This is a genomic window from Gottfriedia endophytica (assembly GCF_017814275.1).
Classification (GTDB): domain Bacteria; phylum Bacillota; class Bacilli; order Bacillales; family Bacillaceae_G; genus Gottfriedia; species Gottfriedia endophytica.
Genome location: NZ_JAGIYQ010000003.1, coordinates 37,900 through 50,752, shown reverse-complemented (window position 1 = coordinate 50,752; position 12,853 = coordinate 37,900). Strand labels below are relative to the sequence as shown.

The following is a 12,853-nucleotide window of genomic DNA, read 5'->3' as shown; positions in this document are numbered from 1 at the left end:
ATATTCGTTTTTCTTTTATGTTTTTCGAAATTCTCCAAGGACATTTATCGTTTGGACTACATTCGTAAAAGCTTTAGAATCTACTGTTCGAATAATACGTTCTAAATCATATAATTCGTAACGTGAGAGGACAATCATCAACATTTGTTTATCTTGATTTGTAAAAGCTCCTTTTACATTGACTGTGGTAATTCCTCTAACAAGCTTTGAATGAATTTCTTTTCTTAACTCGTCACCCTTCGTTGTCACAATTAAAGCTGTTAATTTAACATGACTTGTATGTATACCATCAATAATTCGTGAGGCAACATAAAGATTGATCAGTGTATAAAGTGCTTTTTCCATTCCATATAGATAGCCTGCAGTTAAAATAATGACAGCATTGAATAAAAAGAAATATGTGCCAACTGGTTTCCCCTTTGTTCTAGATAATATTAAAGCAATTATATCCATTCCACCTGTTGAGGCTCCATATTTCAAAGTGTAACCAATCCCAACTGCACTAACTATTCCGCCAAAAACAGAGTTTAAAAGGATATTAGTAGAAAAAAGAGGTGTAATTGGTATGACTTCTAAAAAAAATGACATGACTCCAACGCTTAAAATACTATAGTATGTAAATGATCTTCCAATCTTCTTCCATGCTAAAAAAATGATAGGAATGTTTAATAATGCTAACAATAACCCAGTTGAAGCTTTTAGCGATGTGTAATCATTAAGTATGCTTGATAATAATTGAGCTAATCCTGAGAAACCACTAGAGTAAACTTTAACCGGAATTAAAAAACAATTCATTCCTACTGCAATCAAAAAAGCTCCTACAATTACTACTATTAACTTAATTATCTTTTCTTTTGCATAAATCACGAAAGTTCCTCCTAGTTCTTGTATTTTCTATTATGTGCTAAATGGTATATTTTATTGCATTTGTTAAGAGTTACAAGAACATTGTTCAACTTTTCAATTATCATAAATTGAATTTTGGGAATTTTTTTATTTATAAAAAGGTTGTTCCATTACTAAATGCAATGATGGAACAACCTTTATTAATTATTGATTATGTTTTTGAAAAAGCTCTTTTGCGTATGTCCAGCCTTCTTCTTGATAAATTTTATCTTCCTTCATTAGTCTTCCTAATGCGCGTTTGAAAGAACCTTTACTCATATTAAAGCGTATTTTTATATCTTCAGCATCACTTTTATCCCAATACGGCATTGCCCCACCACGGCCCATTAAATAGTCAAAAAGTTGACTCGCATCTTCATCTAGACCTTCATGTACTCGTGGCAATAAAGAAACATTTACTGTGCCATCATCTTTAATATCAATAACCCGACCATTTACTCTTTCGCCAATTCTAGGCTCCGTTCTACGCTGTGACTCGTGAATAAATCCGATTAAACGCTCATCAGTTAAAATATAAGATCCAACACGTAATGTACGATAAATAATCCCTGATACATTTTTATTTAACATACTCGGTTCCGGCTGAATTGCAATCATTTTCATTACTGGCTCAGTTGCAAGTTTGATTAGAAGTCTGCCTTTATTCGTGCGTTTCAGTGTACAGTAAACTTCATCACCTTCATTTGGCCATACTGATTCAAGAGGTGGTAAATCTCCTTTTTCTAAAAGGATATCCTTTTGAATCCCGATATCTACAAAAACACCGATTCCTTCTAATACATCAACAACCTTTGCAAAACCGTAACTTTCTAATGAAATATGAGGCATTGACATTGTTGCAGATAAACGTCCCTTAGAATCATGGTATAAAAAAACCGTAATCTCCTGCTCTAACTCAACTTCTCCAGCCGCTTCGTTTTTATGTAAAAAAACCTCTTCTTGATCATTTCCTAACATATACCCTATATCTGTTTCACGACTGCACACTAATGTAACAATCTCGCCCGCTTGTAATGTCATTAAATTACATCCTCTCTGTCTTTCCTAGAAACTAGATTATATCATCTTTCTTTTTTTATAGCTATACGTGGCAGTACCTGGAAGGTTCCGCTATTCTTATTGTCTAGTTACATGAACTAGCACTTGTGAAAACCGCACTTCATTCATAGTTTCCTCAAAGCGTCTATCAGTGCTAAACAAGTTCATTCCGCTTTTCTGAAGTTCACACTTCTTTTGGTTTTTGTTACAATGTCTTATAATACAATTATTAACTTAATGGAGGGTTTCTATCTATGTCAAAAGAAAGTTCATTTGATATTGTATCAAAGGTAGATTTACCAGAAGTATCAAACGCAATTCAGCTTGCAACAAAAGAAATTGCTACTAGATATGATTTTAAAGGAAGTAAAAGTTCAATTGCTCTTGAAAAAGAAGAACTTGTATTAGTTTCAGACGACGATTTTAAATTAGAGCAGTTGAAAGATGTATTAATAAGTAAATTAGTTAAACGTAATGTTCCGATCAAAAACCTAGACTACAGCAAAGTTGAACCAGCATCTGGTGGTACAGTTCGTCAAAGAGCTAAATTAGTTCAAGGTATTGATAAAGAAAATGCAAAAAAAATTAATACGATTATCAAAAACTCAGGTCTAAAAGTTAAATCTCAAATCCAAGATGACCAAATTCGAGTTACTGCCAAAAGCCGTGACGATTTACAATCAATTATCGCCGCAGTAAGAGCTGCCGATTTACCGATTGATGTTCAATTTTTAAATTATCGATAATGTAGAAAAGCGGAAAAGACCCGTTTAACTCCGATGAGATTTGCAAAAAATACATAAAAAGATATTAAAACCCACATCCAATTAACTGAATGTGGGTTTTATTATTAATAATAAGCAACCCTGAAAATAACATGTTAAAGGAAACTTGTTACAGGGTGAATTCCTTATTTTCACGGGCTATGGTGCAAATTTTATTAGCATGGATGTCTCTTTTCTAAAAGATTGTCTCTTTTGAGTGTATTAATTTTAAAGACAGAAGTTGATTCGGGCGGAAGGTGCGAGACTCCTGTGGGAATAGCGGGAAGGCTGAGACCCCGCAGGCTTGCCGAGGAGGCTCAGCTCTCGCCCCTCGGAAAGCGAGCATCCTGGAGTTGTAATCAACTAACGCATTCAAAATAGTAACAATGTATACGAAAACAGCCTTTATTTTTTTACTAATAACGTACAATTTTTAAATCTTAATTACTGCTATTCTCAACTTTCAATCAATTTTCTCACATTATTAATACTACATGTATCTCTAATAATTAACTTATAAGGTACAATAATACTCTTTTCTGACCCATCTGGTTCTTCTACCTTATAAATGATATTTTTAGCTGCCTCATATCCTAATTGATAAATATTTATATCAACTGATGTTAATGGAGGTGAAGCTAATTCAGCAATGAGCGCATTATTAAAGCTAACAACTGATATATCTTCTGGCACAGAAAATCCTTTATTTTTTAATGCACTAATGACTCCTAACGCAAGAATATCATCAGTTACAACGATTGCAGTAGGCTCATGATTAATACTTAACAACTGTTCTACAGCATTCATCCCACCTTCTCTAGTAAAAGAGGTAAAAATACTGAACTCATCTATGATTCGTAAACCATTTAATTTTAATGCATCTTCATATCCACGAAGTCTCTCTTTTGTCACTAAAAGGTTTTTCTCTCCACCAACAAAAGCAATATTCTTATGGCCAAGAGAAAGTAAATAATTTGTTACTTCTCTAGAAGCGCTATAGTTATCATTATCGATATACGTTATTTCTTCTAAATGAGAGTATGGTTTTCCAACTAAAACAAAAGGATAATTATGTGAATTTAAATACTGGATAATCGGGTCATTCTCTTTAGAATAAAGTAAAATTATCCCGTCGACTCTGCCACCTTTTACAGTTTTATTTACTAATTGGGCAATTTCTTCTTCATTTTTACCAGTAATAAAATATAATGAATAGTCCTTTTGGTTTATATATGATGTGATTCCTCTAATTACTTCCGCAAAAAATGGATTTTGAAATGAAGTATTAACTGTAGGTGACAAAACTACACCAATTGATTTTGTTGAACTATTTGCAAGTGAGCGAGCGTTAAGATTTGGATGATAATTAAGTTCATCCATCACCTTTCTTACTTTCCGTTTTGTTTTTTCACTAATCCTAGGGCTATTTGAAATAACTCTAGATACTGTTGAAGGTGCGACGTTTGCTAGTTTAGCAACATCTTTTATAGTTACAGACATTTTGAAAGCCCCTCTCCCTTACCAATTCCACTTTTTGAAACCGTTAACATATTTTTATAAAAGAAAAGGTGTGTTCTAAGTCACCTTTCCTTCTAGTTCTTAATTATTTGCTTGTTTTTGTCTCTTTTTTGCGAAAGCTATAAACATAAAAAATCCGACAAAAATGAAAATAAGAATTGCGATTACTCCATAGCGTACACCTGTTTTTGGAGCCACAGCATAAATATTAGCTGACTCACGTTTGATCACAATATCAAATCCATTTGAGTTAGCGCGGACTAAATCATCAGCAAGTAACCCTCTAAGCTCGTTCTTTTTAGATATTTTATTAAAACTCAAGTGAACAGTTTGATCTTTGGCTGTATTATTAATAACTGTATAAGTTGTCTCATTTTTATAAGTTCGTTCAATCACTGACAATCCTTGTTTATCATAGATAAGTTGAAAAGAACCTTTTGTTAAGGATGGCAAAGTCTTACGAAGCTCAATTAATTTTGTAATATAATCTGAAAATTTATCATCTGTACGGAAATCCATGTCTTTTAAATTGTCTGGTATTTCTCCACCATTCATTGCTATTTCTGTTCCATATAGATTCATAGGAATTCCTGGTGTCGTATATTGATAGACTAATGCTAATTTTAAACGTGATGGTGGATATTCATATTTCTGATTAACATTATTTACAAATCTTTTAGTAGTTTCGTCATCTAAGTAATTTACTAATGGAATATTAGTTTGATCTAATACAGATTGATGCTTAACTAATTGAGCAATTGAAACACCTTTCGTTAAAAATGAATTCGTTAAATCAGTAAATAAAGCTGTATCAGATACTGCATCAAACCCAGCATTTTTAAATTCTTTTATTGTTTGATCACTTGTGTCTTTTACATCAGCCATTAAAATAAAGGACGAATTAACTGATTTAATGTCACTAACAAATTTCTTCCAAAAGGATACAGGCACATAATCAGCATGGTCTAATCTATATCCATCAATTTTAGTTTCATTCATCCACCACTTTGCAGAATTAATTAAATAATTCGCAACTGCTGGATTATCTTGATTCAAATCCGGTAAACTGTTAACCCATTGGTTTTCTTTATTGTTCGTTGAACTTTTCTCATGGAACCAATTTTTTTTCGCTGGATCCTCTAACCATGGTGACTTTGATGATGTATTATTTGTAACAAAGTCTAACATTACCTTTATATTACGTTTATGAGCTTCCTTTACGAGCTTCTTTAAATCGTTTAGATTACCAAATCGCTTGTCCATTTTATTAAAATCAGTTATCCAAAATCCATGGTATCCATTTTCATCATTTTGTTGGATAGGTGTCAACGAAATCATCGTGTAGCCATATCCTTTTATATAATCTAACTTTTTAATGATTCCTTGAATATCTCCACCATGAAAACCATTTGGATCCAATGGCTTACTATTTTGGTCATTTGTAGGATCCCCATCAAAAAAACGATCAACCATAATTCGATAGATCATCTGACTGCTATCGTTTTGATCGTTTGTTGCGGCGTTAGATTGTTTTGGAAATAAACTAAATACAAGTGCAAAAATTAATAGAAAACAATTCAATTTCTTCATTTCAATTCCCCCAAAAATTCAATTACTCTATCTTTTCCCTATATTTTCTATTTTTGCACAGTAATTGGTATTTGTTCAATGTGTAAATTATTTTAAATAGATATGAAAACGATTGCATAAACTAACTTTATTATACTTTGAATAAGGCATATATCAAGATAATTCCTACATTTTTATAGAAATTTCGACAATTTCACTAGTTTTAGAATGGGTGATATTAAATGCAAATCGAAACGATTTTTCATCAACCATATGAACCATATTTATATATAAACGACAATCATTCATACGTCATTCGTCTACAATCGAAGAAAGATGATTTAAAAAAGGTTCAAGTTTATTATGGTGATCCTTTTTTATTTTCGGAGAGTGGCTGGAAATATGAACAGCCGATTGAAATGAAAAAAGTATTTTCAACTAAGCTCCATGATTTTTGGGAGTGTTTAGTGGAACCTCCAAATAAACGTTTAAAATACGCATTTAAAGTATCGAATCAATCAAATAATCTATTTTTTGGAGAAACTGGATTTTGTGATCAACTTCCTCTTTTTGATTTATCATTTTATTTTACGAAGCCTTATCTTCATTTAAGTGATCGTAATTATCCTCCAAAATGGGTAAAAAATACAGTATGGTATCAAATTTTTCCAGATAGATTTGAAAATGGCGATGAATTAAATGATCCAGTTAACATTTTACCTTGGGGATTACCTCCTAAATCTTCAAGTTTTTATGGAGGTGACTTACAAGGCATTATCGATAAACTAGATTATTTAAAAGGACTTGGAATTACTGGAATTTATTTAACACCAATTTTCGAATCTCCATCTAATCATAAATATGATACGACAAATTACTTTCGAATTGATTCTCAATTTGGGGATGAAAGGCAATTAAAAAAACTAATCCAAATCTGCCACAAAAGAGGAATAAAAGTAATGCTTGATGCGGTTTTTAATCACACAAGTCAATACTTTCCTCCCTTTCAAGATGTTATAAAAAATGGAATAAATTCTGTTTATAAAGATTGGTTTCATATTCACTCTTTTCCAGTCGTTTCTTCTCCAGTACCAAATTATGAAACATTTTCTTTTGTTAGTGCGATGCCTAAGCTAAATACTGAAAACAAAGATGTACAAAAATATTTACTTTCAGTTGGTGCCTATTGGCTAAGAGAATATGATATTGATGGTTGGAGATTAGATGTTGCAAATGAAATTAATCACAACTTTTGGAGAGAGTTTCGTAAAGAAATGAAGACTATCAAGAAAGATGTTTATTTATTAGGAGAAATTTGGCATTTCGCACTTCCTTGGTTAAAAGGAGATCAATTTGATAGTGTGATGAATTATCCATTATCGCATGCAATACTTTCTTTCTTTGCATTTCAAAATTGTAACTCAGCTGAATTTATTAATAACATAAATTATCTTTTTTCTCAGTACACTACACCAACCTTATTTTCACTTTTCAATTTGGTAGGGAGCCATGATACTCCGAGAATATTAACTCAATGTAAACAGAATGAACGATTGGTCATTTTAATCTATGTTTTCTTATTTACCTTTTATGGAACACCATGTGTTTATTATGGAGATGAAATTGGCCTTATTGGTGGAGGAGATCCCGAATGTAGAGGTTGTATGAGTTGGAACGAATCAGATCAAAACAAACAAATTTATGATGTAGTTAAAAAATTAATCTCATTAAGAAAAAACCATCCTCTTATTGCAAATGATGGACAATTCAAATGGCATTCATTTGAAAACGAACCAAATTTAATCATATATGAGCGCTCGAATGAAAAAGAGGTTTATTTAATAATTCTTAATCGTAATGAAAAAACCTCGTCTATAAAGCTCCCTTTTCAACTACTAAGTAAAAAAATCACAAACATTTGGACGAATGAACAATTTTCTGCGGAAAGTAATGCTATTTTTGTAGATGTTACACCTTATTCTTACCTTATTTTGCACTTTCCTATTTAAGTATTTAATGAAGGCCACCTGCTTATTTCGTTCGAAATAGGGTTAGGTCTTCTTTTTTTATTTCATTTCAATTTACTTTTTAAACAATTAACAATAATCCCTTCGAAAAATTAATGAAATCAAACCATAAAACGAACTGAGAATTTGCAAGAGGAGAATGTTTATGAATAATATTTTCGAACATATGAAAATACGGATTACAGCCTGAATTAACTAATATTCTAATAATGCCCTATAATACTAAAAATTGGATTAATCTGGACTATTCCTTTTATTAAAAGAAATTGGAACATCTTAAAATATGATAGTTTGCCACCTTTGAAATACATGGGTTATTCCTATAATTAGGCTCTTTTTATAAGATTATTGCATTAAGGTTTTGTAATTTAAAAGACAGAAGTTGATTGGAACGGAAGGGTGCCAGGCTTCTGTGGGAGATGCGGGAAGGCTGAGACCCCACAGGAGCGTATGCGACGAGGAGGCTCAGCTCACGCCCCTAGGAAAGCGAGCATCCTCGAGTGGAAATCAACTTACACATACTAAAGTAAAAACAATATATAAAAATAGCTTGAAATTTTAATAATTTCTCGCCAAATTGATTTATTATTTTCATTTCTTTTTTTCAAGCCAATACGAGATCCATTGTTGAATTCTTAATCGATCAGTTTCTAGTAGATTTTCTGATAAATCACGTTTCATTCGAATACCAGCCCAAGCATTGTATAAAGATAAAGGTTCAATGTTTATTTTTCTTATCTCTCCATACCCTTCTAGCCAGCCTTTCTCAAATTCTTCAATTACAGATGGAGAATTTTCAAAAGGTGTACCTGGTTTAGTCGCTTCGATCCGAAGAATGGATAATGTCCGAGCTAGATCAAAACGGTAATCACCTCTAGAAGCATTGTTCCAATCAATCACAGCCGTAATCTTCTCACCATCTGTTAACACATTTAATGGATGATAATCTAAATGAAGTAAAACATTTTCATTTTTTGATCCATGAGTAGAAATTAAATCTAAGATTTCATTTTCTTCCGACGTTTTTGGTGATAGCCACTCTTCTGAACCACTTTCACCCGTTTTTGGTAAAGAAATCATATGGATTGCTGCTTGAACCTTACCAAACTGAATCCCGATTTCCCGTGCATTTTCAGGATATTCGTATAATTCATTAAAGATCGTTTTACCTGCTACCCAATCCATTAACATCAAGGAATAATCCTCAATTTTTTTTACAAAATGAACTTTTGGCACAGGAATACCATTTTCCTCCGCTAATTGAATGATCATTTTCTCCTCTTTGAATTGTTGATGCCTATGTTTAGGTATTAAACGTAATGCATATGAATCCTCATCAGAAACTTTTACTTTCCACACTGAACTGTCTCTACCACCAATAATATTTTCATATGATAGAAATGAAGTAATGTTTAATTCATTTAAAATGATTTCAATATTCATACACTACCCCTTATTTTTAAGTATCTCTCATCATTTACTTATATTCTGTTTATTAATCTAAAAGTCCTTTTTCAGTAATTTACTATGTTTAGGTAAAGAAGCAACAATCTAACAAGCAAAAAAAAGCCAGCAATGAAGGCTGACTTTTTTACAATTCATATATTTTTTATTTCTTGTTAATTAATCATTATTGAGTCATTATTTTATGGATATCATTAATATCAACTTTAAGAAGACGATTTGATTTATTATATCCATAAACCACGGATGCATCTGATCCCTCTTGTTCAATCGCGATGCCTTCACTTTCACCGGGCTGCCAGATTCTTACTGTTCCAATCACTTGACCACTATAATTTATCAACGTAATTTTATTATTCGTGTAGTAATAAATGATGCTATTATTGACAGCTATCCCTTGAGGCACTCCTTGGTTTTTTATTGAAAATTTGTTTACTAACTTTCCATTAAAATCAATAATATTAATGGTTGGGTTAGCTTTATTATTCGCTGCCGTATGAACAACTAGCGTATCAGAATAATTGTCTACTGCGACTAAAGCAGCATTCCCAAGATAAGAAAGGTCTATAGTTTGAACTACATAAGGATTTTCGGTATTGAAATTAACCTCCGTAATCTTTGTTGGATTCGTTCCTCCACCATTTGAAACATAGAAGTTACCATTTTTTTCACGGTAATCTATTTCAGAACTGTGACCAATTAAAAGAGGTGGGGATTGTTGTACAAGTATCCCAGTTTTTGTATATTTTCTTATTACACCGTAGCCTTTTCCAATATCAAAACTTACATAATAAAACCCATTAGCATAAGCTACACCTTGCATATTATCTTTGCTTTCTATCCCAAATAGTAAATTGCCTTTAATAACATTGAATATCGTAGCTGCCATTCCTTCAATTGGAAAATAACTAAATACAAAAATAGCTGTTAAAAAAATAAAAAGTTTATTAATATATTTTCTATTCATCATACTAACTACCAACCATTGCTTTTTTTTATAGTTTTTCTTAAATAAGGATATTTACTCTAACAATTTTTAGTTTCTTGCCTTAATAGACTATGTTTAGCAAATTCAAATGTTCTAGTTGGCAGATTGATCCTAAAAAGTATTATCTTATTATTATTTATCGTCTCATTTCGACAAATATTAAATCTATTAAAGAAGCAGAAATCTTTTCTAAACAAAAGGCAGTTTTGGTATTCATTGTTGCTATTTAGAATTCGTTAGTTGATTACAACTCCATGATGCTCCCTTTCAGCGTGGCGTGAGCTAGCCTCCTCGGCAAGCCTTCGGGGTCTCAGCCTTCCCGCTATTCCCACAGGAATCTCGCACCTTCCGTCCGAATCAACTTCTGTCTTTAAAATGAAAAATCTTGGGTAGCAACACTCTTTTAGAAAAGAGACAGCCCTGCTAATAACATTCGTACCATGGCCCATGAAAATAAGGAATTCTCCCTATAATAATTGTCTTTTAAGATGTAATTTTCAGGGTAGCCAAAACAAAAAAGCTGACTCAAAAAGAAAATAAATTCCTTTTAAGAGGCAGCTTTCATAAAGTGAAACTTCCATCAGTGGGGGGGTTCATCCCTACTGATGGAAGTTTGAACCAATCGGGCTTTTACGGGCAGTTATCCCCCACCAATCTTCCTCGTTTAACTTTAAATCTTGAGGTGGGGGTCTTACTGCCCGTTAATGCGGGAGAAACATTTAAGCCTTCACATTAATTCCGTATTTTTTAAACCAAACATGAATTTGGTATAAATATGCCAACAGCTGTGGACCTGACATTAGCTGGCCATACCAAGGTGTTTTGAAAGACTTCCCTTCACTTTCTACTAATTGAGTTAGCTCATCTTTATCAAAAAATTCATAAAGAGCTGAGCTTTTATCTGATAAACTTTCTTTTAATAATTGTACAACTAGCTTTGTATACATTGGATTATGAGTTTTTGGATATGGGCTCTTTTTACGATATAATATCTCTTCGGGAAGTATACCTTCTAACGCTTTTCGTAAAATACCTTTTTCCCTGTTTCCTAACATTTTCATTTCCCACGGGATATTCCACACATATTCAACTAAACGATGATCTGCAAATGGAACTCGAACCTCTAAACTTGCCCCCATGCTCATTCGATCTTTCCGATCAAGAAGCTGAGCCATAAACCAGTTTTTATTTAAGTAAAATAGTTGTCTTCTTTTGGACTCTAAATCCGATTCACCTTCTAAAAGTGGAGTCTCTTTTACAGTTTCATCAAAGCGATCTTGTACGTACTGGGCCAAATTCAGTTTTTCATTCCATTCATTTTTCAACAATTTTTGACGAGCTTCAGTTGAACGCATCCATGGAAAAGCCGACCGATTTAAATCTTCTTCTCGATGAAACCATGGATAGCCTCCAAAAATTTCATCTGCACATTCTCCTGATAAACTAACGACAAAATCCTTTTTAATTTGGCGACAGAACCATAATAATGATGAATCTACATCTGCCATACCCGGTAAGTCTCTACATATCGTTGCTTCTTCTAATAAATTGACAAGTTCTTCATTAGATATCACACAACCCTTATGATTCGTTTCAAATGTGTTCGACATTAGCTCAATCCACTGAGCATCCGAATTTGGTTGAAATACACTAGATTTAAAGTATTTTTCATTATCTTCATAATCAATTGAGTACGTTGTAAGCTTTCCTCTTCCTACTTCACTGTTATGATTCGAAGCAATTGCTGTAATAGCACTGGAGTCTACTCCACCTGAAAGGAACGTACAAAGAGGGACGTCAGAAACAAGCTGACGCACAATTGCATCTTTCACAAGAAATCGTACTTTCTCAATTGTTTCTTCTAATGAATCAGTATGTTTTTTACTAGTTACTTCCCAATATTCCCATATTCTTGATCCCTTTTTGGAAAATGTCATCGCATGACCTGGTCTTAATTCTTTCACTCCATTAAAAATACCGTTACCTGGTGTACGCGATGGCCCTAACCCAAATATTTCAGATAACCCTTCTTCAGTTAATTCAGCTTTTACATCTGGATGTGCTAAAATAGCTTTAACCTCAGAAGCGAACAATAATCTCTTAAAATCTTCTTTATAAAATAATGGTTTAACCCCTAGACGATCCCGTGCAATAAAAACTTGATCTCTTTGACTATCCCAAATTGCAAAAGCAAAAATTCCATTTAAGAAATCAAGGCATTTCTCTTTCCATTCTATATAACTAGTCAAAAGCACCTCAGTATCTGAGTGTCCTTGAAAAGTATAACCACGTTTTAATAGTTCTTTTCGAATGTCCTCGGTATTATATAGCTCTCCATTATAACAAAGCGTATACATCTCTTCACCTTTCGCTTTGTTCATTGGCTGCTTTCCGCCTTCTAGATCAACAACAGCTAACCGTTTATGACCGAAACCACAATGAGTCGATAGCCAAATATTGGATTCATCTGGTCCTCTTTTTGAAAGTGTTGCAGCCATTTTCTGTACTTTTACTGCCTCATTTTGAATGTTCACCCCATAATCAATCCAACCCGATATTCCACACATAATGAATTGGCT

Annotated in this window: 9 protein-coding genes; 2 read left to right on the top strand and 7 right to left on the bottom strand. The window is 32.8% G+C overall.

Annotated features, from left to right (window positions below; genetic code table 11):
• Positions 1 to 15: 15 nt before the first annotated feature.
• Positions 16 to 867: a YitT family protein gene (locus tag J5Y03_RS05160; protein WP_209403259.1), complete on the bottom strand. Its 852-nt coding sequence runs from the start codon at positions 865 to 867 to the stop codon at positions 16 to 18.
• 183 nt (positions 868 to 1,050) lie between these two features.
• Complete coding sequence (locus J5Y03_RS05155; protein ID WP_209403257.1) at positions 1,051 to 1,926, bottom strand: CvfB family protein; 876 nt, start codon at positions 1,924 to 1,926, stop codon at positions 1,051 to 1,053.
• Positions 1,927 to 2,198: 272 nt separating this feature from the next.
• Between J5Y03_RS05155 and J5Y03_RS05150 the strand changes: the two genes are divergently transcribed.
• Entirely contained in the window at positions 2,199 to 2,690 is a 492-nt protein-coding gene (locus J5Y03_RS05150; protein ID WP_209403255.1) for a YajQ family cyclic di-GMP-binding protein, read from the top strand.
• 474 nt (positions 2,691 to 3,164) lie between these two features.
• On the opposite strand, the gene J5Y03_RS05145 is transcribed toward J5Y03_RS05150, so the two are convergent.
• Positions 3,165 to 4,208, bottom strand: coding sequence for a LacI family DNA-binding transcriptional regulator (locus tag J5Y03_RS05145; protein ID WP_209403253.1), 1,044 nt, complete (start codon positions 4,206 to 4,208; stop codon positions 3,165 to 3,167).
• Positions 4,209 to 4,307: 99 nt separating this feature from the next.
• Positions 4,308 to 5,816, bottom strand: coding sequence for an alpha-amylase family glycosyl hydrolase (locus tag J5Y03_RS05140; RefSeq protein WP_209403251.1), 1,509 nt, complete (start codon positions 5,814 to 5,816; stop codon positions 4,308 to 4,310).
• 221 nt (positions 5,817 to 6,037) lie between these two features.
• Here J5Y03_RS05140 and J5Y03_RS05135 point away from each other — a divergent pair, with 221 nt between their 5' ends.
• Positions 6,038 to 7,804, top strand: a complete 1,767-nt coding sequence (locus J5Y03_RS05135; protein WP_209403249.1) for an alpha-glycosidase — start codon at positions 6,038 to 6,040, stop codon at positions 7,802 to 7,804.
• Positions 7,805 to 8,413: 609 nt separating this feature from the next.
• On the opposite strand, the gene J5Y03_RS05130 is transcribed toward J5Y03_RS05135, so the two are convergent.
• The 3 genes from J5Y03_RS05130 to asnB all read right to left on the bottom strand — a co-directional run bounded on the left by J5Y03_RS05130 (position 8,414) and on the right by asnB (position 12,841).
• On the bottom strand, positions 8,414 to 9,265 hold the full coding sequence (locus tag J5Y03_RS05130) for an aminoglycoside phosphotransferase family protein (protein ID WP_209403247.1): 852 nt from the start codon (positions 9,263 to 9,265) through the stop codon (positions 8,414 to 8,416).
• Positions 9,266 to 9,452: 187 nt separating this feature from the next.
• Positions 9,453 to 10,256 (bottom strand): NHL repeat-containing protein, encoded by an 804-nt coding sequence (locus J5Y03_RS05125; RefSeq protein ID WP_209403245.1) that lies wholly within the window; start codon positions 10,254 to 10,256, stop codon positions 9,453 to 9,455.
• A 737-nt stretch (positions 10,257 to 10,993) separates the two neighbouring features.
• A complete protein-coding gene (gene asnB, locus J5Y03_RS05120; RefSeq protein WP_209403243.1) occupies positions 10,994 to 12,841 on the bottom strand; it encodes an asparagine synthase (glutamine-hydrolyzing) in 1,848 nt (615 codons plus the stop codon).
• Positions 12,842 to 12,853: the final 12 nt, after the last annotated feature.

Coding starts and splice junctions, on each gene's coding strand:
- J5Y03_RS05155 (WP_209403257.1), bottom strand. CDS start 1,926: ATGACATTACAAGCGGGCGAGATTGTTACATTAGTGTGCAGTCGTGAA.
- J5Y03_RS05150 (WP_209403255.1), top strand. CDS start 2,199: ATGTCAAAAGAAAGTTCATTTGATATTGTATCAAAGGTAGATTTACCA.
- J5Y03_RS05145 (WP_209403253.1), bottom strand. CDS start 4,208: ATGTCTGTAACTATAAAAGATGTTGCTAAACTAGCAAACGTCGCACCT.
- J5Y03_RS05140 (WP_209403251.1), bottom strand. CDS start 5,816: ATGAAGAAATTGAATTGTTTTCTATTAATTTTTGCACTTGTATTTAGT.
- J5Y03_RS05135 (WP_209403249.1), top strand. CDS start 6,038: ATGCAAATCGAAACGATTTTTCATCAACCATATGAACCATATTTATAT.
- J5Y03_RS05130 (WP_209403247.1), bottom strand. CDS start 9,265: ATGAATATTGAAATCATTTTAAATGAATTAAACATTACTTCATTTCTA.
- J5Y03_RS05125 (WP_209403245.1), bottom strand. CDS start 10,256: ATGATGAATAGAAAATATATTAATAAACTTTTTATTTTTTTAACAGCT.
- asnB (WP_209403243.1), bottom strand. CDS start 12,841: ATGTGTGGAATATCGGGTTGGATTGATTATGGGGTGAACATTCAAAAT.